Genomic DNA, 21,942 nt, shown 5'->3' with positions numbered 1-21,942 from the left:
CCAATACATGCCGGTTCTTTTTTGAGTGTTTTCGTATTCCTGTTATTCTTTGTCTGTCACGGGAGGTTAAGGACAGTTAATGCATGGGATAAGTGCAGTTAAAGTATATTAATAATTAGACCGTTACAGAACTTTGTTCCGGATTTAAAGGTTTTTGTCTCATCTTTTTCGGGATAAATATAAACGGGTTCTGATATTTTTCCCGTTGTCATTTTGAAGGTTTTGCTCGGGACCCAAATAAAATTTTAAAAAAATGAAAAAGTTAGCAATTTTTCTGTTGTTAGTGGTGCCCGTATTGAGTTTTGGACAAAACGAAAAACTTCCGGCATCTGTGGTTAGTTCCTTTAACAAAATTTTTCCTGATGCCGTTATCAATTCATGGACTGGTAATGATTCTTACAATTATTTAACTGACTGGTCAAGTGATGTGTATTATGGCGATTTTAACTTCGACGGTTTCCCGGATGATTACAACGATGGTTATTATGGAAACGGAGACTATTATGAAGGCTATGGTGATGAACCTTTTTATTATGATGACGGGTTGGATTACGACTATTATGTGCCGGAAGACTATGTTGTTGTTCATACTTTACCTACACAATATCAGTTGAATTTTACTTACAAAGGTGGACGTATGTCCGGAATTTTTAAGGCTGATGGCGCATTCGTTATTGCTAAAGCTCGTTCTACAGTGCTGCCGATAGTTGTGGTTGAGGCAGTAAAAAATGCCTACAAGGGGAATGTTATTCGTATAGCACATGAAAAGGAGATTCTGATTACACCTGAAAATCTTCCATCTAACCCTGTTTATCGCTTGAAAGTTTTTGTTAAGCATGCAGGATATTCAATAATGAAAATTGACTCAAAAGGGAAAGTGATATCAAATAATAAGTATCAATAGAGCAGATGAAATTCTATATCTGGATTTGATTACATACCTCATAAAAGGTAAAAAAGTAAATAAAAGGCTTCTCATGGAGCCTTTTTTCTATTGCAAATAAATTTTTATTTGTGTGTTGTTCAATCTGAGTTATGCAGTTGTTCCGTTAACCAATTTAGTCATAACCTCCAATGTGTATGTCACTTAGCTGCTGTGCTGTGTCAGACTGTTTATATAGTCCTCAATATTAGTATACCCATTGTGGTTAATATCACCATTGATATCAGAGTCTGAGTTTGGATTCAGTCCATGTTCCTGCTCCCAGCTGTCAGGCATTCCGTCATTATCAGAGTCTGCAGGAGCTGTTCCCCCTGTAATTGTGCCAATTCCTCCAACCTCTGATTCATTGAGGATAAACGAACCTTGGGTTCCCAAAGAAACAACTTCACTGATTATGCGACTGTCATGTGCATCACGAACCAACGAAGCGCCAACGGTTTTTATGACAGTCTGATAAGCCTCCTGAGCTGATTCAATGTTTAAGGGTGCAGTGGAATTCAAATTCGGTTCCTCCATTGGCGTTGCATTGTTATAATCCGTAATCAGTGTGCCGTTCAGTTTTCCATCTCTGTTCAGGTCCTTATAATTTCCCTGTTGATACAAATGATCTGTTTCAGTCCATTGTGAATAATAACTGTCTCCGTTGTCACTCGGACCTGCAATGAAATAATTGTTGATGACATCCTGATAATGGTCAGCTGCGGAGTGGCCACCAACGATACCATTCCCGTAATTATACACCACATTATTGACATATTGCAGGGCACACTTCATTTTAGGATTCCGGCTCTTGTTACTCGCCCATAAACAATGTGTAACTGTCCAGTTCAGTGTTCCGTCCGTGATGGCTCCGAATCGTTGAGGATCAATCCCTTCACTGATGATACAATTTTGCCAGGTGATGGTATTGCTGCCCACAATATGCACATCATCCCACCGTCCCCAGGAAATGGAGCAGTGATCCAGAATAATATTGTTGCCACCATCGCAGGTAAAGGTACATTTCCCTTTGCTCATGGCTATGCTTCCACGCATTCTCAGGTATCGGATGATGACGTTGGTTGAATTGCACACAACCCGGTTTCCATAGACTGTTATGCCTTCGCCGGGTGCAGTTTGTCCTGCTATCGTAATGCTGTCGCTGATAAAAATGATATCAGCAGGCGATAATTTTATTACACCACCAACATCAAACACAACGATACGATTTGGCCGACTTACCGCATCTGCTAAGGATCCGGGGCCGGAAGCATTCAGGTTTGTAACATGAACCACTGTTCCTCCGCGTCCGCCTGTGGCATAAGCACCAAATCCTTCAGCACCCGGGAAAGCCAGTTGCTGTGCGTTTGTGATCAACCCAGAGAATAGAATTAAAACGAATAAACTATATAATTTTTTCATGGGAAACTATTTGAGACGTTGAAAGTATAAAAAATGTGCATCACTGCAAAGCATAATTTAAAAGCTGATAATTGAATAAGTAGAATGATTATTTGAAATATTTTGTATTTTTAACACAGATCCCAAAGCATAAGTTTAAAATATAAAATGGCAACGAAAGCAGTTAGTAGTTCTGTTAAAACAACAAATTTTCCGTTTTTATTATTGTTTAGCAGGTTGCTGTGTTTTGGAGTTTTTCAGGCCATAATTGCTTTTGTGTTGGATTCCTGGGAGTCATCAGAAAAATACTGGTTGCTGACTGCTACCCTGACAAATATAGTCAGCATTCTGTTGCTGATGATATTGTTTAAAAGGGAAGGAGAGAATTACTTCAAAATATTCAGATTCCCAAAGAAGACAATTAAAAAGGATGTGCTTATTTTTTTGATACTTGCTCTGGTCTCAATTCCTGTTGCCATGATGCCGGGATATCTGCTAAGCTCACTTATATGGGGAGATCCCGATGTTCCAACACACATGATGTTTGGTCCGATAAACAAATGGTTGGTTTACTCGCTTATGTTTGCTTTCCCTGTGACTATTGCATTTGCAGAATTGGCAACTTATTTTGTGTATATCATGCCCAGGCTTGTCAAACGGCTTAATAGAAAATGGTTGGCAGTCATGCTCCCGGTGTTATTCCTCTCAGTTCAACACTGTACACTTCCATTTATTCCTAATATGGATTTTATGCTGTATCGTTCACTTGTATTTTTACCCTTCGCTTTGTTAATAGGCATTTCAATTTATTACCGGCCTTCTCTGTTTATCTATTTTGCAATTTTGCACGGATTGATGGATTTTGGCACTGCATATATGTTTTTTATGCAGGTTAAATAAAATTTGCCGGAAATAGTATTTGCTGGTTTGCAGAATGTATTATGTTGGGAATCGCTTTGTGTTTCTTTGTGAAAACGCTTTGCGTACTTTGTGGTTAATGCTGGCCAATATGAAGACTGGTTTAATACAATGATTACAGTATCGGTGTTGTTCTGCAATATGAACGCCTTGGTTTGCTTTAATCAAACATATGAAAGACACCGTAGCCAACTGAAGCTTTAATTATCAAACACCTTTTCCGGTAACAATGGTTTTCAGCGTATAAAAGAAGATTTTCAGATCGAGGAGGATGGACATGTTTTCCAGGTAAATCAGGTCGAATTTCAAACGGTCAATCATTTTATCAATACTGTCGGCATAACCGTATTTTACCATCCCTAATGATGTAATCCCCGGCCTTACTTTTTGCAACAGGTAATAATTCGGGTTCCTTTTTACAATCTGATCAATGAAAAACTGACGTTCAGGTCTGGGGCCAACCACCGACATGTCGCCAATCAGCACATTCCAGAATTGTGGCAGTTCATCTAAGCGGTATTTCCGCATGGTTCGTCCAAAACGCGTAATGCGTTTATCGTCCGGTGAAGCCAGTTGTGGTCCGTTGCCATTTTCTGCACCGTCGTACATGGTCCTGAATTTGTGGATATGAAACGGATTTCCGTTTTTACCTACACGTTCCTGCCTGTAGAAAACGGGACCTTTGGAATCCAGTTTTACCCGGATAGCGAGTAAGAGATAAAGTGGAGAAAACAGCACCATAAACAGAACGGCAACGCCTACATCAAACACACGTTTCATGTTTTCCTCAAAAGGCGGCATCAACTCATGGGCCACTTCTATAAAAGGTGTGCCATAAATCGGATTGAGCTTGGCAATCCCGATTAGTTTGTCCGCTACGCCCGGAGTTGTTTTAATAAACACATCATGGCGGTATAGTGCTTCCAAAACCGATTTTAGTTTTGTTAGTGTGGAATCCCTGAGGGACAGGATCACTTCGTCGATATTGTTTTCGGTAATGATCTGGTCAAGTTGATCTACCGATCCGTAACAGGTCAGACCGTTAATGACCTCACTGCTATGCCGTTTATCCGTTGTCACAACTCCCAGAATGATGTTACCAAGGTAAGGCGGCAATATTTTTGTAGTTTCTTCAATGTCTTTACCATTCCCAATAATCAGTGTGCGAAAACCATTTAGCCCCTTTGCAATATTCTTTTTGATCCGGGTGGTAATAATGCTTCTGGTCGTATAAATAATCACAAACTGTATGGTGAACAGCGATAACAGTGACAGGTAATATGTTGAATAGCCTTTTACTACGTCATCGAGCAGAATGGTGAAGAACAAAACAACCGAGCCAAACAATATGGACAGAAAGGTCTGTGAGAATTCATTGAATCTGGATCGCCGCAGTACGTTTTTGTAATAGCCTGAAAGCTGAAAGATCAGGATCCAGAAAAAAGGAATCAGCGTGACACCCAGAAAAAGTTTGAAGTCCGGTTGGAATACCAGATTACTGCCAGGGTCTATAGCGTCCAGTCTGGCCCGGCGGAAAAAGAAAAAGACGACCCATCCGATGGCAGAAAAAACAAAATCGGATACAATATATTTTATGGTCTGTTTTTTCCCGCGAATCATTCCCTGATGACTTTTATTTCTCCGTTTGATTTCAGTTTAATAATTCCCGAGGGTTGAGCTCCGGTAGTTTCATCCTGTCTGAATTTTACCACATAATCGGAGCTTTCAAGAACAGCTGGATCAATTTCTGCAAAAATTTTCGGTGACGGGTTTCCACTGATATTGGCTGATGTGCTCACAATCGGTTTTTTAAACTTCTGGATCAGTTGCTTCGAAAAAGCCTCGCCGGTAATGCGAATGCCAATGCTGCCATCTTCTGCCACCAGGTTTTGAGCCAGGTTTTTGGCACCGTCGTAAATGATGGTCAGTGGTTTTTCACTCATCTCAATCAGGTCATACGCAATTTCCGGTACTTCACTTACATAGGTCTGAAGTTTGAACTGACTATCAAGTAAAACCAGCATACTCTTTGAATCTTCCCTTTTTTTTAGTGCATAAATGCGTTTTACAGCATCTGCATTGGTCGCATCACATCCTATGCCCCAAATGGTATCGGTGGGATAAATCAGTATTCCTCCGTTATTCAGGCATTCCAGTGCCTTTTCTATATCGTCTTTAAAATCAGCCATGTTTATGTTGTAAACGTAATGCTTTGTACTTTAAATATGTCTCCCTGGTGTGTTGAACCGAAACCTGAACTCCGGTTATGCCGTCTAAAAACGCCAATTTAATAAAAAAAGAACGTAAAAAAGTCAAGGTAGCACGAAATATTGCAGAAAGGGCGCCGGCCTTTTCTCCGGCCTCCAATTTGTGTTCGGCCCACCACCGTGCATATTCTTCTGAATCTCTCCTGAATTCCTGTATGGTTGAAAATTCGTAACGGTTAATATGGAGTGGAATTTTAACTGGCTTTACTCCGGGTTCAGGTAATACTCTTTCCCTCAACACACCGGTTTCCCACAGGCCTTTATCTTTTCTGAACAAGCGGATTCGTTCGTTAGGATACCACAGTCCATGTTCTATCGGTTCCGAACCGATATGGTTCAGCGTTCTAAATGTATAAGCGAATTTTGTGAACTGTTCCCTGTTAACTACTAGATGATTCAGCAGTCCGGGAGAAAGCTCTTCATCGGCATCTATTGAAAAAATGTAGTCGTTAGAGGTCTTTGATATCCCATAGTTTTTCTGATCACCTGCAGAAGTTAATTCCTTTTGATAAAACTTAACTTCAGGATGTTTTTTACAGATTTCCGGTGTAGCATCAGTGGAGTAACTATCCACAACAATAATCTCTTCGCTTACAGGTTTTACCGAAGCCAGGCAGCGTTCAATGTTTTTTTCGTTGTTGTGTGTGATGATAACGGTGGAAATCTCCGGCATTTGGTTATTTCATGTAATTATAGATCCTGTTAAGGTTGCGGGCAACGTTCTCTCCGGTAAATTTTCGTACATGCTTATAGCCTTTCTCTATCATTTCTGCCCGTTTGTCGGAATCATTAGACAAGGTTTGTATGGCATGCCCGATTTCTTCCATACTTCCCGGATTGATATACCATGCGGCATCACCACCAGCCTCACGAAGACAGGTTCCTTTTGATGTTATTACCGGAATACCAGTGGCCAGCGACTCGATAACCGGAATGCCGAAGCCTTCGAAAAAAGAAGGATAGATGGTCATACCTGCCATTCGGTAAATACACGATAATTCGTAGTTACTGGCATTGTGGATCAGAATGACCCGGTTATCCATCTTCCGGCGTTTAACATATTCTCTTACTTTTTCGGTATATTCGGTACGTTGTCCAACAGCTACCAATGGGATATCGATGCGTTTATGGAAAAGGGTACGCACTACTGTTAGCAGATTTTTTCGTTCTTCTATGGTTCCAACCGAAAGGATGAAATTCTCCGGGAGATTGAATTTTTCACGTACCGCTTGAAGTTCTTCCTGTGTACGTTTTTCAAAGTAAAGCTGATCACAACCCTGATAGACCACCCGGATTTTCTGAGGGGATACTTTATAAAATTCAATTAAATCCTGCTGTGTTTGTTTGCTCACCGCTACTATGGTATCCGCAATTTCAGAACTAAACAGGAATTTCTTCTTATATGTCCAGCGGTCAAGATCCTTATAAAACTGGGGATAACGCAGAAATATAAGGTCATGAATGGTAACGATGGTTTTAATGTTCTTTTTGCGCTGAATACTAACCGGAAGTTCGTTCCCTAAGCCATGGTAGATTTCAATTTTGTCCCTGCCAAGTTGTGGCACAATATTACGGGTTCGCCATACCGATTTAAACGGACCCTGTAAAACCATTGGAGGCGTTTTAATGGTAACATTATCCATGTTCCCGTTTAAGTCAAAATTGATGGCCTTCCTTAATGATGGCGTATATAAATAGTATTCGTGATTTTTTATATGTCTGGACAGATAAAATACGGTATTGCGCCCATAGTTGCCAAGGCCGCCTTTATTATAGAATATTTGTTTTGCATCGTATCCTATCCGCACTATAGTAGGGTTTTAAATGTATGTAAATCTAATGAATTTTCTCCTCAAATGGTAAATTTAAGGGAAAGTTATTGATTTTGAAATATCAACTTGATTGTAATGAATTCGTTTTTTTGAGTTGTTTTACATATGCATATCGCAGGTAGACTGTATGCATTTGATAATACGCATATTTCAATCCCGGATATCCGTCCAGAATTCCCAATCCCATAATGTAGTGTTTAAAAAAACGGAATGCCGGTTTAATAATCAGATGATATGGGGTAACGTGTTTTATTTTTTTATCATATTCAACGGATTGAAGCCGGGCGTATTTGTCCAGTTTGTTTTTGTATAACGTGGAATTACGAAATGAATAGTGTTCAAACCGGTTTTTCAGAAACACCGTCTTGCCTTTTGTTTCTATTTCTTCATGAACCAGTTTCCCGTTATACCGGCAACTTTCCTTTCTGAAAAGACGTAAAACTTTATCTTTTTGGATGCCTGAAAAGCGCAGTTTTCTGCCCATAAAAAAGTTCGTCCTGTATATCCAGAATCCGTCAATTTTGGTGTCGGAATTAATAATGCCGAGTACTTCTTCTTTTAGTTTTTCGGGAACTCTTTCATCTGCATCTATTAAAAAGATCCACGAGTTTTTAGCTGTGTCTATGGCAACGTTCTTTTGGTTTGAGAAATTGTCAAATTTTCGCTGGATAATTGTCGTCTTGAACTTCTTTGCAATTGCTACAGTATCATCCGAACTGTACGAGTCGATAACAATTATTTCGTCGGCAAAATCAATCTGTTCTAAAAGAGACCCGATATTGTGGGCCTCGTTTAGTGTTGGAATGATTACCGTTAGTTTCTCCATGTGAAAACATTAACAATTACAGAAAATGAGAATCTGTAAAACAATTTATTCTAAAATAGGAATCTCAAGGTCCGAAATCATTTCTTCGGTCAGAATACCGCGTCCAATTTCACGGACTTCTCCGGTCATTCTGATGTTCCATTCCTCATCAATCTGAATTTTCAGTACGCCACCAATCATATTCATGGTGATATCGCCGTCAACCAAACCTCTTTTTTTAAGCGCACATGCAGCTGCACATGAAGAACTTCCGGAAGCCAGTGTCCACCCGGCACCACGTTCCCAGATTAAAATGCGTGCTTCGTTCCGTGATATGGCTTTGGCAAACTGCACATTAATACGGTTCGGGAACAGTTTGTGATTTTCAAGGTATGTTCCGTAAGTTTTAATCTCTTTCTCGTTCAGTTCATCTTTTATAACTACGCAATGCGGATTGCCAACAGACACGCAGTTAACCTCAAACGATTTATCACCGGCCTGAATGGTTTGGGCAATAAACTCCGGTTTATTGGAATCTACAGGAATCCTACGGCTTTCAAAAATGGCTTTACCCATGTCCACTGAAATCAGTTTGGCTTTACCATTTTCCTCTTCGATAATTTCTGCAGTTACTAATCCACCCAGCGTTTCAACGGTAAATTTTTTTGAATTGGCAAATCCGTAATCGTACAGGTATTTACAGAATATACGCAGACCGTTTCCGCTTTTTTCAGCTTCCGAACCATCCGGATTGTAAATTTTCAAACCAAAGTCAGCTTTATCGGAGTCAATTTTTAAAAGAATTCCGTCTGAACCAATTCCGTAGTGAATGTTGCAAATGCGTTTGATGGCATTTTCGGTAAGTTCAAAGCTTATTTTATCAGCCTCCATTACGATATAGTCGTTGCCGAGGCCATGGGATTTTATAAAGTAGTTTGTTTCCATAGCTAAAGTAAATTATACAAAATTACGAACCAGATCTTCCAGGGTGTCACGTTTGCGGGTCAGCCGTTCATTCCCATCTTTATCAATCAGTACTTCTGCAGGACGAAGACGGTTATTGTAGTTAGATGCCATAACCATACCGTAAGCACCGGCATCAAGTACCCCAATAATATCATCTTCAAAAATTTCCGGCAATTCCCGGTCTTTGGCAATAATGTCGCCTGTTTCGCAAATGTTTCCGACGATTCTTACGGATTCCTTTTTGGTCGAGACTTTATCGCTGGTGCGATAGATTTCCACGTCGTGATGTGAGTCGTACATCATTGGACGGACCAGTACATTAAATCCGAGGTCAGTCCCGATATATTTTAGATCGTAATTTTCTTTAGTTGTATGTACCTTTCCAAGCAGTACACCACATTCGGCAGAGATGTAACGTCCCGGTTCAATTTTAAACTGGATCTCCTTACCATATTCCTGCACAAACCTGTTGATGATTTCTGTAATTCTCGCGCCCAGCGATTGAAGGTCCAGACGTGCCTGACCTTCCTGTTTGTGATACGGAATGCCGAATCCACCACCCAAATCGATAAATTCGAGATCTTTAAATTCCTTGGCAAATTCAAGAATGGCTGCCGCGCTTTCAGCATAGGCATCGCCTTCCATAAACAGAGATCCGATATGCTGGTTGATGCCGATCACTTTAAGATTGTATTTTTCAACAATGGTTTTAATGTCTTCCAGAAAGCGCATCTCAATACCGAATTTGGTCTTTTTACCACCGGTAACCACTTTCTTGTGATGCCCTGCTCCGACACCTGGATTCAGTCGAAACGTCACTTCTCCGCCCGGATTCAGTTTGCCATATTTTTCTAGCTGTGAAACAGAGTCAACCGAGATTTTAACACCGGCATCAATGGCGTACTGAAACTCTGCATCATCAACATTATTGCTGATATAAAAAATCTGTTCGGGAGAAAAACCGGCTTTCAGATTGACAAAAATTTCGCCGGGTGACATGGCATCCACATATAAGCCTTCGTCATGCACAATCTTAAGCAATTCCAGATTGCTGTTGGCCTTGGCAGAATAATTGACGATAAAATTCTTATAGTTTACAAGATTCTTCAGTTCCCTGCATCGCTTGCGCAAGATATTTTCATTGTAAACATAAAGAGGAGTGCCGTATTTTTCCACTAACTCGGCAGGTGTCGTATTCCCAAAGAAGTTGGTTCTGCCGGTTATTTCCGAATAAATGTAATTCATTGTTGTTATATCGATTATTTTGTTTTCTATATATTTGCAGCAAAATTAATAATATGGCTCAGATAAACGAAAATTATTTAAAATTACAGGCAGGATATTTGTTTCCTGAAATCGGAAGAAGAGTAGCAGAGTTTCAAAAGAATAACCCCAACGCTGATGTAATAAAGATGGGAATTGGTGATGTTACCATGCCATTGGTTCCTTCAGTAATCAAAGCCTTTCAGGAAGGTGTGGCAGATATGGCCAACCCGGAAACGTTTAAGGGATACGGGCCGGAGCAGGGCTATGCCTTTTTACGCGATGCCATTGCTAAAAACGACTACCAGGATAAAGGTGTGGACGTTAAGGCGGATGAAATTTTTGTTTCCGACGGATCAAAATGCGATACCGGTAATATACTGGAGATTTTCGGAGCCGATAATAAAATAGCGGTACAGGATCCTGTTTACCCGGTGTATGTGGATACATCTGTTATGGGGGGCAGGACCGGTTTAAAACTGGATACCGGTTATTATGAAGGTCTGGTTTATATGCCATGCAATGCGGAAAATGGATTTATCCCTGCACTGCCAACTGAAAAAGTGGATATTATCTTTTTGTGTTACCCAAATAACCCGACTGGAACAACCGCCACCAAAGATGAGTTGAAAAAATGGGTGGATTATGCCAAAGCCAATAAATCCATTATTTTATTCGATGCAGCTTATGAAGCCTTCATTACCGAAGATGATGTGCCGCATTCCATTTACGAAATTGAAGGCGCAAGGGAAGTAGCTATCGAATTCCGCAGTTTTTCCAAAAAAGCAGGATTTACCGGAACACGTTTGGGTTTTACAGTGATTCCGAAAGACCTGATGGCATATACAAAAGATGGTGAAGCCAAACCGGTTCACCCCTTATGGTCGCGAAGGCATTCCACCAAATTCAACGGTGCTTCGTATCCTGTTCAGAAAGCAGCAACCGGAATTTATACCGAAGAAGGTAAAAAAGAAGTGCAGGATATTATTGATTATTACATGGAGAATGCACGCATCATGCGTGAAAGCCTTGTGGAGATGGGCTTTAAGGTGTTTGGCGGTGTAAATGCACCGTATGTGTGGGTTAAAAAGGGCGAAACAAAATCGTGGGATTTGTTTGATCTGTTCCTGAATGAGTCACATGTGGTTGGAACTCCGGGTTCAGGTTTCGGTCCATCCGGTGAAACATACTTCCGTTTTTCAGCTTTTGCATCACGCGAAAATGTGATTGAAGCAATGAGCAGGATTAAGAAAATGTGATTTTTAGACACAAGAACCAAGAATCAAGACGCAAGATATAAGTGTCAGAAATAAAGATAAGCGGGGCAATGATGTTGCTCCGTTTTTTTGTTATTGAGCGTGCGAATGTGCGTTGAACTTTCGTTACGGATATTATTAAATTTTATCGAACCTGCTTAACCCAAACAAGGCAAAATCATATTTTACAGGATCTTCAGGATCAAGTTCGCGGAGTTTCAATGTGACCTCCAAAACGGCTTTCCAGTCGTTGGCTTTTCGGGTAAGCAGTCCCAGTTTTTTTGAGGCATTGGCAGTGTGTACATCCAGTGGCAAATAAAGCTGAGATGGTTTAATCTGATTCCAGATCCCAAAATCCACACCTTTTTTATCATTCCGTACCATCCAGCGCAAAAACATGTTCAGTCGTTTGCCTGTGGAACCTTTCTCTATGTTCGGAATGTGTTTTAATGTGCGAACCGGATGGGCTATGCCAAAGAATAAATCCCGGAAGTGCCCGATTCCGCGATACAGGTTTTCTTCGGTTTGAAACGGAATAGTAAATGGTGTTTCCAGTGTTCCAAACGTTCGGAGAATGTTTTGAAGACTACGGAGTATGAATTTAAGATCCGTGGAATTAAGGGTGCGGTGCACAAAATCATCGAACAGGTAGAGATCGTTTTGGGTATGGTTCATCACAAAATCAAACGGACTATCGTCCATCAGTTCCATCAATCGTTTGGCATTGTTAATAATGGTAGTGCGTTGCCCCCAGGAAATAATGGCCGTTAAAAAACCTGCAACTTCAATGTCTCCTTTTTCGGTGAAAAGATGGGGCACCAGAACCGGATCATCTGCAACAAATGCTGTATTGTTATATTGTTCTGCTTTAAAATCGAGCAGTTCTTTTAATTCTTCATCAATCATGGGTTTGCCTTGTTTCGTAATTTCGGGTAAAAATTAACCCGTTTTGATACCTATTTATAACACCGTTTAGTTGTTCTTGTTTTTGAAAAATAGTTATCTTTGCCGACCGTAAAAGCTTAAAATTAAATGGTAAAGATAACATTTCCGGATAATTCGGTCAGAGAGTATGAATCGGGGGTAACCGGTTACGATATTGCGCAGAGCATCAGTCCAGGATTGGCTAAACAGGTTTTGTCTATAACGGTAAACGATCAGGTATGGGATTTGACGCGGCCAATCACAGCAGACAGCAAAATTGTACTGCACAAATGGGACGATGAAGAAGGCAAGCATGCATTCTGGCACTCTTCGGCTCACCTTATGGCTGAAGCCCTTGAGGCATTGTATCCGGGAACCAAATTCGGTATTGGTCCGGCCATTGAAAACGGCTTTTATTACGATGTTGATCCCGGTGATGATGTAAGTATTACTGATGCAGATCTGCCAAAGATTGAAGCTAAAATGAAAGAGCTGGCCCGGGAGAAAAATGAGTATATCCGCAAGGATATCTCCAAGGACGATGCCATGTCTTATTTCACCAATAAAGGTGATGAATACAAGCAGGAACTGATCAGTGAGCTGGAAGACGGAACCATCACATTATATAATCAGGGCCATTTTACGGATTTGTGTCGCGGCCCGCACCTGCCTAACACCGACAAAATTAAAGCTATAAAGCTGTTAAGCGTTGCCGGTGCTTACTGGAGAGGCGATGAAACACGTAAACAGCTCACTCGTATTTATGGTATAACATTTCCAAAGCAGAATATGCTGGATGAATACCTGGTAATGCTGGAAGAAGCGAAAAAGAGGGATCATCGAAAAGTTGGAAAAGAACTGGAACTGTTTACCTTTTCTCAGAATGTGGGACAGGGGTTACCGTTATGGTTACCGAAAGGAGCCGATTTGCGCGGGCGCCTGGAAGGATTTTTGAAAAAAGTACAGAAGAAAGCCGGATATGAACAGGTGATAACACCTCATATCGGATTAAAACAATTGTGGGTGACTTCGGGGCATTATGCAAAATATGGTCAGGATTCTTTCCAGCCAATACATACTCCGGCAGAAGGGGAAGAATTTTTGCTGAAACCGATGAACTGCCCTCACCATTGTGAGATTTACAAAAGTAAACCGCGCTCATATAAAGATCTTCCATTACGCCTTGCAGAGTTCGGAACAGTATACCGTTATGAACAAAGTGGGGAGTTACATGGTTTGACACGTGTAAGGGGCTTTACCCAGGACGATGCACACCTGTTTTGCCGTCCGGATCAGCTGAAGGAAGAGTTTATTAGTGTAATTGATATCATTCTGTATATTTTTAAAGTTCTTGATTTTAAAGATTATACAGCGCAAATATCTCTGCGTGATAAAGAAGACAGGGAAAAATATATTGGCAGCGACGAGAACTGGGAGAAAGCAGAACAGGCCATTATTGAAGCGAGTGCCGAAAAAGGACTGAATACCGTGGTGGAATATGGAGAAGCTGCATTTTACGGTCCAAAGCTTGATTTCATGGTAAAAGATGCCATTGGTAGAAAATGGCAATTGGGAACCATTCAGGTTGATTATAACCTGCCGGAACGCTTTGAACTCGAATATATTGGCAGTGATGACCAGAAGCATCGTCCGGTAATGATACACCGTGCGCCGTTTGGATCACTCGAACGGTTTGTTGCCGTTTTAATTGAACATACCGGCGGTAAATTTCCCTTGTGGTTAACACCCCAGCAGGTAGCCATACTGCCTATCAGTGAGAAATTTAACGAATATGGCAGAAAAGTTTTAAATCTGCTGAATAATTACGATATTCGCGCCGAAATTGACGATCGCAACGAAAAAATCGGACGAAAAATCAGGGATAACGAATTAAAACGTGTTCCTTATATGCTGATCATTGGTGAGAAAGAGGCTGAAAATGATGAGGTTTCGGTCAGAAAACAGGGTGACGGTGATCAGGGTTCAATGAAAATTACTAAATTTGCGGCGGTCGTTGAAGACGAAATAAAAAACGAGTTGAAATAAAATAAAGTTTAATAAACTTAGGAGGATTTAGTTATAGCTGATTTTAGACCAAGAGGCGGAGGACGCAGACCTGTAAGGGAACAGGAACCACAGCACAGAATTAATGAAAAAATTCGTGCCCGCAGTGTACGTGTTGTCGGAGATAACATTGAAAATCAAGGTGTATATTCCGTTCAGGAAGCCTTGAAAATGGCGGACCAATTAAGTTTGGATTTGGTTGAGATTTCTCCAAATGCAGATCCGCCGGTATGTAAGATTATTGATTATCAGAAGTTTCTTTATCAACAAAAAAAGAAACAGAAAGAGATTAAAGCCAAATCGGTTAAGGTTATTGTTAAAGAGATCCGGTTCGGACCTCAAACTGATGAACACGACTTTAACTTTAAGCTGAAACATGCCGAGAAGTTTTTAAACGAAGGGGCTAAGGTAAAAGCCTTTGTATTCTTTAAAGGGCGTTCGATCCTGTTTAAAGAACAAGGTGAAATTTTATTACTGAGATTAGCTCAGGAATTGGAGGAAGTTGGAAAAGTGGAACAACTTCCCAAACTGGAAGGAAAACGAATGACAATGTTTATATCACCTAAAAAGGTGGCAAAAAAGTAGGACATTAAAATTTAGACAAAATGCCTAAAATGAAAACAAATTCCGGTGCTAAAAAACGTTTTACGTTGACAGGTAGCGGTAAAATTAAAAGGAAGCATGCTTATAAAAGTCATATCCTGACTAAAAAAGCAACGAAGAGAAAGAGAAATTTAACGTATTTCGGTACTGTTGACAAAGCAGATCAGAATAACGTTAAAGAGTTACTTTCAATGAAGTAAAAACGAGTTATTAACAGAGTGAATTAGCTTAAAGTCTCCTGATGAGGAGCGCTAACCATTCAAAAATTAAAAGTTATGCCAAGATCAGTAAATTCTGTAGCATCAAGAGCCAGAAGAAAAAGGGTTCTTAAACAGACAAAAGGTTATTTCGGTAGCAGAAAAAATGTGTGGACCGTTGCTAAGAATAGCTACGAGAAAGGATTGAATTATGCTTACCGTGACAGACGCGTTAAAAAAAGAAGTTTCCGTGCACTGTGGATTCAGCGTATTAACGCTGCAGCCCGCTTAGAGGGAATGTCATATTCTCAGTTAATGGGTGGTTTGAAAAAGGCCAATGTAGAGATCAACAGAAAAGTTTTGGCTTCTCTGGCTATTGATCATCCAACTGCGTTCAAAGCTGTGCTGAAAAAAGCCGAAAGCGCATTAAAAAAATAAGTGACGTAAGGTCATTCGTTGAAAAGGCATCTGTCAACTGACGGATGCCTTTTTGTTTTCATGCAGATTTATATAAACGCATGTTTTCGCATTTTTTAGTTATACTTGTAGCCAAATTTATCAAATTGCTTTATTGAAAAGGTATATAGACATATCGTATCTTGTTTCAGGCTCTGTCCTTGCCAGGCTGACTGAGCTTAAAACATGGATGGATTATGAAGATCTTGCAGCTTTAAACAGTGAATTGGCTGGATTGACCAATCTGTATGTTCCCGGAAATGAAATAAAGAAAGCAGATATTTCTTCAGTGTATTGTGGTCGTTATTTTACAAAAGCCTGGATTGTTGATATTAATGATACAACACCGGGAGATGTACTGACTTGTGATATACTGGGTGAAACGGAAGATAGTTTTGTTGCTGGCGACAGTCTTTTGATCAGAACCGGCTGGAGTAAAAATCATTCTGATAGAAATTTATATTTTGATAAATATCCCACAGTTGGGGTAGACCTTGTGGAATGGTTGGCAAGAAAACAGGCTAATATGATTTTAACTGATACCCCGTTTTTGGCTAACAATCATTATTTGCCTGAGTTTAAAGAGGTTTATGCAAAACTGGGAGATTCGGGTATTCTTGTTGTTACCGGTGTCACAAATCTTGATATCCTTAGCAACGGGTCCGTGGAACTTGTGATTATGCCATTGAAGGTTCGGGAATTAAACTATTCGCCGGTAAGGGCGGTAGCCGTACTTACTTAAACTTCAAAGTGTTTTATGCTATGAAAAAGAAAGTCATTAACTGGATTATACTGATTGTTATTTTATTAGCTGTGCTTTTTGCCGTAAAATGGGCAGAGGCAAAAAGGGAGGTATGGCTTAAAAAACAGGATACAGAACAAAAACCCTAAATTTGTTTCCCTGATCTTTAAATCTTTTTGAATCCTGTTTTGTACGAGTTTCCTTTCTTAAACATAAAAATTAATAAAATTTATTAGTTCAGGTTAATCTCTGGTGTCCGTTGTGCAAAACTACATGATGATTTTGTAACTTTAAGTCTTATAAATCCCAATTTGTATGTCATTAGAGATTAAACAGATAACTAAAAACAGTGCTAAAGATTGTCTTTTGTTAAAAAACAGAAGGGTCAGCGTTATCATTGATCCTAATTGCGGTGGTCGCATTATTGAATATTCTGTGAAAGGTGAGAATGTGCTTTACGTGGATCCTAATGAAGAACGGTATGCCTTTAGTGTTGACAAACCACCTTTGAATAGTCATAGTCCGACCGGAGGTCGTTTTGATATCGGTCCGGAATTGATTATCCCGCAGCATTCCGATTTGTGGATAGGAGAATGGGATGTAATCCATGCTGACCAACTGGGTATTATTATACGCAGTAAAAAGGATCGCAATACCGGCATTCAACTTGAACGTTTTTTTAAACTGTCGGATAACACATCAAATTTACTTTTTACGCAAACCATACGTAACCTCTCTGAAGATCCGGTTAGTTGTTACCACTGGAGCCGAACGCAGGTACGGGGAGGAGGCATATTTATTTCACCGGTGAGCAAATTCTGGAGGTTTCCTAAACGGTACGTGGTTTTTAATTCGGATCATACCATTAATTATATGCCGGAACCCGAGGAAAATGTGTCGGTAACAGACGAGGAGGTTATTGTTAAAGGAAAGCCAAACGGACAGCATATTGCTTTTGATAGCAATGAAGGCTGGATGGCATATGTTGCACCGAATGATCTGATGCTGGTGAAACAGTTTCATGTGTATGAGGAAAGGGATTATGGCGAAATTGTTTCCAATAATATGTCATTACTGTATGAAAATGATTTTTGTGAATTATCGCCGTTTGGTCCCATTACCTATCTTGAACCGGGACAGGAAGATTCATTTACAGAAGAATGGTGGCTGTACGCAATGAATTTTAGGAAGTTAAGCAAATCACTGGATATATCAGAGGTGAGAGAAATCATCAAAGCCCTTTAAGGCTCTGATGATTATGTAAATACTAACCATTTTGCGGTTTTAACAATACTTTTTGCTGGTCGGCAGATTTTATATCCTGGAAGAATTTTACAAAATCAGCATACTGTGATTTGTCATAAATGCCTTTGTTAAACCTGGCACTCCTTATATACGTAAGTTTATTTCCCACCTGTTTAATAGTTGCTTCATAATTGCCGAAATCAGATATGATTTTTATTGGTTTAATCTGGGCTTCAAGAATATACCCTTCCGGAAGTATATATTCAATTGTGTCAGATTCCAGCATTGTTCGCTGTATTTCCAGGTTTGATCTGCGTTTGAAAACTTTTTTTGGAGAGTATGTTTCCTTATTTAGCTTATTAATTTCGAATATTATCCTGCTTCCCATCAGTGTTCCGGCCGAAAGGACTCTGAAGTTTAGTTTTTCCTCTATAGCATTAATGTCTCCTCTTATTTGATAATTAAATCCGTCAAGTCGTATATCAGAGAAGGATAGACTTTCATACGTGCTTCGTCTTTTCTTTTCGTTGTCATCGGAGTACCACCATGGGATCTCGTTTTCATATTCTCCGCTGTAATATGTTACAACATTAAAGTCGGCGCTCAGGTCATTATGGATATTTACAATCGCTTTACGTCTTTCGCTGTTAAGAGGTCCAGTCAGACGAGGTGTTTTAACAAGTTTGCTTGAATCTTTATCAATTAACAATGCATAGCGGTCATCCGTAAATGTGGAAAGATAACCAGCCGGCATTTTCATATCTGTACATTCCAACCAAATTGTATCGTTTTGATTGGGAATACAAAGAATGACATGATTAAACTGGTTGCTCACAAAATCTGCATTAAAATCCGGCATGTCCTCACCTGCTTTTATTACCGTATAATAGGATTTTATTCCGATTACATCCAGTAAACTTTTGGTGTAATTTGAAAGTGCTTTACAATCGCCATAGCCAACTTCATCCACTCTTTTGGCTTCAATGGGCTGCCACCCTCCAATATCTTCCGACACATTTACGTAATGACATTTATCCTGCATATACCGGTACACGGTTTCAACTTTTTCCCTTACATCTTTTTTATCTTTTGTAAGATCCGTAATTTCGGTGACCGTTTTTTCCGGGAGTTCATTTCTTCCGTCTATTAAGGTATATCTCCACCGGGCAAAGGAATCCCAGTCGTGAGAATTCCCCTCAACATGGTATGCTTCGAATTCATTTAATGCAGTAAATACTGTTGGAAACTCTTTTGTGATGCTCGTTGATAAAGGTTCATATTTAGGCGCCGGCTGATTGGTAACTTCCCAGTAGTAACTTGTTGAGTTATTCAACGCTTCAGTTTTTGCCGGTTTAGTTACGGCTTGTTCTTTGTATTTAAAATCCAGGCCTTCGTTTACAATTACTTTGAATACTGATTTTTCCAAAGCAATATTATATCCTTCGTAAGAGGTCCAGGTTGGGAGAAACATGGTTCCATCATACGTTTCTTCATATGAATAGGCTATAGTAAATGGTGTCGTCTTCAGCGGTGGTTCATAAATTTTTATTCTGCTGTCATCATATAATGATGTTTCGGTTATGGCACTTACATCATATACGTCACCGGCTTTGATTGATTTATATTTCTTTCCATCTGCTTTGTAAATAGCACCTGAAGGATACGAAACCTTAAACAGCGATGAATAGGGAAGCATAATGTTCGCTGCTTCCAGCCCTCTTTCATTTAGTATGGTTATTACCCTGTTATATTTGATTTTAACTCTGGTTTTGGAATACACCGTACATTCCGTTTCATCCAACCTGATGACTACATCTGCATTCTCCTTCAGGTTATCCGGAATTGTGCGGATGTCATAATCTGGATCTGTTCCCAATGCATGATTTGTGGTTAGCAGGATTGCCAATATTACTATAAATAATGATTTCATAATTCAGAATTTATTTGTCCCCGGATTTTATAGACCAGCAGATTCACTTCCTTCTTCCAACTTAATAATCAGATTTTCAGAATGTTTTTCGAGAAGTATAGTGAAAAAATTCTTTATATAGGTATAATTTTCCTGACTTATAACAGGATTATTGACGTTGAACTTATACAAAGCCTGAATCATACTACCATTTTGTATAACATTGTAAATTGCTGTGACGCTCTTGTCAGGCATAACCAGTTTTAAAGGTTTTGGTAATTCCTCAACAACCGCATTTGATGGAAGCTGCATAGTCACAATTAGCTTTTTTTCAAAGGGATAGGTAAAATCAATGGGGTATAAACGTTTTTCAAGCTTAAATGGATTTTCACTTATCTTCTCTTCAAACAGGGGATTTAATAATACCATTGATCCAACCATACTACCTCGCGTATCAATTTCAATGTTGTATTGTTCCTGAGTAGCGTCTTCCGAATCTCCGAAACCTTTTAAATCATAATCTTTTACAGAAAAAGTTGAATTTCTTTTCTCAAAATCGATTACATAATCCTCTTCTCCATTAAACGAATAGAACCTGTTTCGTTTATCACGAGCTGAATATCCGGATGACACTAAAGTTATTTTACCATCAATTTTTCCTGTAGAATCCATTTTAAGGTTGTATATCGAACTTTTTTTGTCAACCGCTCCTGCATTCAGGCTGATCCACTCATTACTTAAGTCAGTTATTAACCTTCCACGGGTGTTCAAACAGTACTTCGGAATCAGGAAGGGATGAAGGTATTGATCTGTTGCATCAAGTAAAAGGTCTCCCTGTTCATCTGTAACTCTTGCCACTACGTAGTTGAGTTTGTCAAGGCTTGGATTGAATAATGACAACATGCCATTGTCTCTTGTGCTCAATACAACAGGATTGGCTTCAATTCCCAGTTCATTAAGCAGGTTAATAAGCATAATATTAATTTCTGCTGAATTTGCAAGCTTTTTATCGTATCGGTCTTTAAGCGAAAATGATGTACAACCTAAACGTTTTGTTTCATCCCATTTTACTTCTTTTATCCTGCTTACCGCCATCATTATTTTTTGTTCCCTTGTAAGCTCCTGACTATTGATTTCTTTAGCAATATCTTTTATGAATCCGTTACCTCTCATTTTACCACCAAAGTAGGAGGATCTGTTCAACAGATTTGCAATTGCATCCCACGATGTTGCATAAATTTTTCTATAACCGATTTCAGGAATGATGATTGAGGTTATTTCGAAATCGAACTTTGAAACATAGTTTGAAGGATCGTTCATGTATTTTTCGGCTCTGAAAGCAGGTACGTCAAACATGGCCCAGCGATTTGGTTGATAAACATCCAGTTTCTCAAACCCGGTATATGACTTTGTATAGTTAACATAAGGATTATCATATATTACCAGTTCACTGTGAGCAACCGGTATTTTGTATTGAAACTTCCATGTATCAGGTAGTCCGAACACTCCATATTCTATATCTATGACCGAGCCCACTTTTACATTGGGCATTGAAACTCTCAACTGATAATAATCATCGTAAATGTGTTCTTTGTACACATCGTCGGATTTGTTGAGTTTGGTTTCCTCAATTTTGCCATCAATAATATTGAAAGTTTTACCCCTGATCATTCCTTTTTCGCTGGTTGGAAATGTCCAGTTTGCCCAATCGAGACCATCCTTTTTTAATATTTTTACTCTTAGTATCCTGTTAAACTGATATTCATCCGGATCAAATTCCCCATAGTCACAAAGGATCACAGCGGAAGCTGTTGTATCTTTTTCATAGACAGTCATTTTAAGGATATCCATTTCAACTTTGCCAAATTTAATAGGTGCTTTGGCAGAAAGAAAGAGGGTGAACACCATAAAAATTGAAAACCCAATTAGTTTTTTCATTTTAATCATATTTTGTTGTGGTTAATGTATTGGATGCTTAGTGTTCTAATCAGTTGTAATAATCTGATATTATGAAGATAAATAACAGGTGTGAAACTAATTTTCATATATTCTTTAAAACAGGTTATTCAAAGGTAGAAATTTAAGGCATAAAAAAAAGCCGCAAAACGTGGCTTTTATGAATTTGTATCTGTTCTAAATAAGAAGTGTGTCGATATTTTCAAAGTCACACCA

The 21,942-nt window shown here is 39.4% G+C and carries 21 protein-coding genes; 10 read left to right on the top strand and 11 right to left on the bottom strand.

Going from position 1 to position 21,942, the window contains the following annotated elements; all coding sequences use genetic code 11:
• Window positions 1-253 precede the first annotated feature (253 nt).
• Window positions 254-904 (top strand): hypothetical protein, encoded by a 651-nt coding sequence (locus ACE01N_RS17725; RefSeq protein WP_380591902.1) that lies wholly within the window; start codon window positions 254-256, stop codon window positions 902-904.
• A 183-nt stretch (window positions 905-1,087) separates the two neighbouring features.
• Here ACE01N_RS17725 and ACE01N_RS17720 read toward each other — a convergent pair whose 3' ends face one another.
• Window positions 1,088-2,344, bottom strand: coding sequence for a pectate lyase family protein (locus tag ACE01N_RS17720; protein ID WP_380591900.1), 1,257 nt, complete (start codon window positions 2,342-2,344; stop codon window positions 1,088-1,090).
• 147 nt (window positions 2,345-2,491) lie between these two features.
• On the opposite strand from ACE01N_RS17720, the gene ACE01N_RS17715 reads away from it, so the two are divergent.
• Window positions 2,492-3,223, top strand: a complete 732-nt coding sequence (locus tag ACE01N_RS17715) for a hypothetical protein (protein WP_380591898.1) — start codon at window positions 2,492-2,494, stop codon at window positions 3,221-3,223.
• A gap of 225 nt (window positions 3,224-3,448) precedes the next feature.
• On the opposite strand, the gene ACE01N_RS17710 is transcribed toward ACE01N_RS17715, so the two are convergent.
• The 7 genes from ACE01N_RS17710 to lysA all read right to left on the bottom strand — a co-directional run bounded on the left by ACE01N_RS17710 (window position 3,449) and on the right by lysA (window position 10,356).
• Window positions 3,449-4,861: a sugar transferase gene (locus ACE01N_RS17710; RefSeq protein WP_380591896.1), complete on the bottom strand. Its 1,413-nt coding sequence runs from the start codon at window positions 4,859-4,861 to the stop codon at window positions 3,449-3,451.
• Entirely contained in the window at window positions 4,858-5,430 is a 573-nt protein-coding gene (locus ACE01N_RS17705) for an L-threonylcarbamoyladenylate synthase (protein WP_380591894.1), read from the bottom strand. Before ACE01N_RS17705 ends, ACE01N_RS17710 begins: the two co-directional genes overlap by 4 nt.
• Entirely contained in the window at window positions 5,423-6,181 is a 759-nt protein-coding gene (locus tag ACE01N_RS17700; protein ID WP_380591892.1) for a glycosyltransferase family 2 protein, read from the bottom strand. The genes ACE01N_RS17705 and ACE01N_RS17700 overlap by 8 nt, the downstream gene beginning before the upstream one ends.
• Window positions 6,182-6,185: 4 nt before the next feature.
• Window positions 6,186-7,316 carry a glycosyltransferase family 4 protein gene (locus ACE01N_RS17695; protein ID WP_380591890.1) on the bottom strand — a complete coding sequence of 377 codons (1,131 nt, stop codon included), beginning with the start codon at window positions 7,314-7,316 and terminating at the stop codon, window positions 6,186-6,188.
• Window positions 7,317-7,401: 85 nt separating this feature from the next.
• Window positions 7,402-8,166, bottom strand: coding sequence for a glycosyltransferase family 2 protein (locus ACE01N_RS17690; RefSeq protein ID WP_380591888.1), 765 nt, complete (start codon window positions 8,164-8,166; stop codon window positions 7,402-7,404).
• A gap of 45 nt (window positions 8,167-8,211) precedes the next feature.
• Window positions 8,212-9,090: a diaminopimelate epimerase gene (gene dapF / locus ACE01N_RS17685; RefSeq protein WP_380591886.1), complete on the bottom strand. Its 879-nt coding sequence runs from the start codon at window positions 9,088-9,090 to the stop codon at window positions 8,212-8,214.
• Between the two features lie 12 nt (window positions 9,091-9,102).
• Window positions 9,103-10,356 carry a diaminopimelate decarboxylase gene (gene lysA, locus ACE01N_RS17680; protein WP_380591884.1) on the bottom strand — a complete coding sequence of 418 codons (1,254 nt, stop codon included), beginning with the start codon at window positions 10,354-10,356 and terminating at the stop codon, window positions 9,103-9,105.
• A 53-nt stretch (window positions 10,357-10,409) separates the two neighbouring features.
• On the opposite strand from lysA, the gene ACE01N_RS17675 reads away from it, so the two are divergent.
• A complete protein-coding gene (locus ACE01N_RS17675) occupies window positions 10,410-11,633 on the top strand; it encodes an LL-diaminopimelate aminotransferase (protein ID WP_380591882.1) in 1,224 nt (407 codons plus the stop codon).
• Window positions 11,634-11,768: 135 nt separating this feature from the next.
• Here the strand turns inward: ACE01N_RS17675 and ACE01N_RS17670 are convergent, their stop codons facing one another.
• Window positions 11,769-12,536, bottom strand: a complete 768-nt coding sequence (locus tag ACE01N_RS17670; protein ID WP_380591880.1) for a TIGR02757 family protein — start codon at window positions 12,534-12,536, stop codon at window positions 11,769-11,771.
• A gap of 126 nt (window positions 12,537-12,662) precedes the next feature.
• Between ACE01N_RS17670 and thrS the strand changes: the two genes are divergently transcribed.
• The 7 genes from thrS (at window position 12,663) to ACE01N_RS17635 (ending at window position 17,861) form a co-directional block, all read left to right on the top strand.
• Entirely contained in the window at window positions 12,663-14,600 is a 1,938-nt protein-coding gene (gene thrS / locus ACE01N_RS17665) for a threonine--tRNA ligase (RefSeq protein ID WP_380591878.1), read from the top strand.
• Window positions 14,601-14,633: 33 nt separating this feature from the next.
• Window positions 14,634-15,203 (top strand): translation initiation factor IF-3, encoded by a 570-nt coding sequence (gene infC / locus ACE01N_RS17660; RefSeq protein ID WP_375728889.1) that lies wholly within the window; start codon window positions 14,634-14,636, stop codon window positions 15,201-15,203.
• 29 nt (window positions 15,204-15,232) lie between these two features.
• Window positions 15,233-15,421 (top strand): 50S ribosomal protein L35, encoded by a 189-nt coding sequence (gene rpmI, locus ACE01N_RS17655; RefSeq protein ID WP_438826951.1) that lies wholly within the window; start codon window positions 15,233-15,235, stop codon window positions 15,419-15,421.
• 75 nt (window positions 15,422-15,496) lie between these two features.
• Entirely contained in the window at window positions 15,497-15,856 is a 360-nt protein-coding gene (gene rplT, locus ACE01N_RS17650) for a 50S ribosomal protein L20 (RefSeq protein WP_375728824.1), read from the top strand.
• Window positions 15,857-15,989: 133 nt separating this feature from the next.
• Window positions 15,990-16,616 carry a cyclase family protein gene (locus tag ACE01N_RS17645; protein WP_380591876.1) on the top strand — a complete coding sequence of 209 codons (627 nt, stop codon included), beginning with the start codon at window positions 15,990-15,992 and terminating at the stop codon, window positions 16,614-16,616.
• Window positions 16,617-16,636: 20 nt separating this feature from the next.
• Window positions 16,637-16,765, top strand: coding sequence for a hypothetical protein (locus tag ACE01N_RS17640; protein WP_380591874.1), 129 nt, complete (start codon window positions 16,637-16,639; stop codon window positions 16,763-16,765).
• A gap of 166 nt (window positions 16,766-16,931) precedes the next feature.
• Window positions 16,932-17,861: a hypothetical protein gene (locus ACE01N_RS17635; protein ID WP_380591872.1), complete on the top strand. Its 930-nt coding sequence runs from the start codon at window positions 16,932-16,934 to the stop codon at window positions 17,859-17,861.
• 22 nt (window positions 17,862-17,883) lie between these two features.
• On the opposite strand, the gene ACE01N_RS17630 is transcribed toward ACE01N_RS17635, so the two are convergent.
• Both ACE01N_RS17630 and ACE01N_RS17625 read right to left on the bottom strand, forming a co-directional pair.
• The gene (locus tag ACE01N_RS17630; protein ID WP_380591870.1) at window positions 17,884-19,791 is read right to left on the bottom strand and encodes a DUF3857 domain-containing protein; all 1,908 of its coding nucleotides are present in this window, start codon (window positions 19,789-19,791) and stop codon (window positions 17,884-17,886) included.
• 27 nt (window positions 19,792-19,818) lie between these two features.
• Entirely contained in the window at window positions 19,819-21,708 is a 1,890-nt protein-coding gene (locus ACE01N_RS17625) for a DUF3857 domain-containing protein (RefSeq protein ID WP_380591868.1), read from the bottom strand.
• Window positions 21,709-21,942: the final 234 nt, after the last annotated feature.

Source organism: Quyinboa ferrireducens (assembly GCF_042436675.1).
Lineage (GTDB): Bacteria > Bacteroidota > Bacteroidia > Bacteroidales > UBA5342 > JBHJHP01.
The sequence above is the reverse complement of the archived record's forward strand: the minus strand, read 5'-3'. Positions and strand labels throughout refer to the sequence as shown.

What these genes read in the sequence shown, in the direction of transcription:
- ACE01N_RS17725 (WP_380591902.1), top strand. Translation starts at nt 254, where the DNA reads ATGAAAAAGTTAGCAATTTTTCTGTTGTTAGTGGTGCCCGTATTGAGT.
- ACE01N_RS17720 (WP_380591900.1), bottom strand. Translation starts at nt 2,344, where the DNA reads ATGAAAAAATTATATAGTTTATTCGTTTTAATTCTATTCTCTGGGTTG.
- ACE01N_RS17715 (WP_380591898.1), top strand. Translation starts at nt 2,492, where the DNA reads ATGGCAACGAAAGCAGTTAGTAGTTCTGTTAAAACAACAAATTTTCCG.
- ACE01N_RS17710 (WP_380591896.1), bottom strand. Translation starts at nt 4,861, where the DNA reads ATGATTCGCGGGAAAAAACAGACCATAAAATATATTGTATCCGATTTT.
- ACE01N_RS17705 (WP_380591894.1), bottom strand. Translation starts at nt 5,430, where the DNA reads ATGGCTGATTTTAAAGACGATATAGAAAAGGCACTGGAATGCCTGAAT.
- ACE01N_RS17700 (WP_380591892.1), bottom strand. Translation starts at nt 6,181, where the DNA reads ATGCCGGAGATTTCCACCGTTATCATCACACACAACAACGAAAAAAAC.
- ACE01N_RS17690 (WP_380591888.1), bottom strand. Translation starts at nt 8,166, where the DNA reads ATGGAGAAACTAACGGTAATCATTCCAACACTAAACGAGGCCCACAAT.
- dapF (WP_380591886.1), bottom strand. Translation starts at nt 9,090, where the DNA reads ATGGAAACAAACTACTTTATAAAATCCCATGGCCTCGGCAACGACTAT.
- lysA (WP_380591884.1), bottom strand. Translation starts at nt 10,356, where the DNA reads ATGAATTACATTTATTCGGAAATAACCGGCAGAACCAACTTCTTTGGG.
- ACE01N_RS17675 (WP_380591882.1), top strand. Translation starts at nt 10,410, where the DNA reads ATGGCTCAGATAAACGAAAATTATTTAAAATTACAGGCAGGATATTTG.
- ACE01N_RS17670 (WP_380591880.1), bottom strand. Translation starts at nt 12,536, where the DNA reads ATGATTGATGAAGAATTAAAAGAACTGCTCGATTTTAAAGCAGAACAA.
- thrS (WP_380591878.1), top strand. Translation starts at nt 12,663, where the DNA reads ATGGTAAAGATAACATTTCCGGATAATTCGGTCAGAGAGTATGAATCG.
- rpmI (WP_438826951.1), top strand. Translation starts at nt 15,233, where the DNA reads ATGAAAACAAATTCCGGTGCTAAAAAACGTTTTACGTTGACAGGTAGC.
- rplT (WP_375728824.1), top strand. Translation starts at nt 15,497, where the DNA reads ATGCCAAGATCAGTAAATTCTGTAGCATCAAGAGCCAGAAGAAAAAGG.
- ACE01N_RS17640 (WP_380591874.1), top strand. Translation starts at nt 16,637, where the DNA reads ATGAAAAAGAAAGTCATTAACTGGATTATACTGATTGTTATTTTATTA.
- ACE01N_RS17635 (WP_380591872.1), top strand. Translation starts at nt 16,932, where the DNA reads ATGTCATTAGAGATTAAACAGATAACTAAAAACAGTGCTAAAGATTGT.
- ACE01N_RS17630 (WP_380591870.1), bottom strand. Translation starts at nt 19,791, where the DNA reads ATGAAATCATTATTTATAGTAATATTGGCAATCCTGCTAACCACAAAT.
- ACE01N_RS17625 (WP_380591868.1), bottom strand. Translation starts at nt 21,708, where the DNA reads ATGAAAAAACTAATTGGGTTTTCAATTTTTATGGTGTTCACCCTCTTT.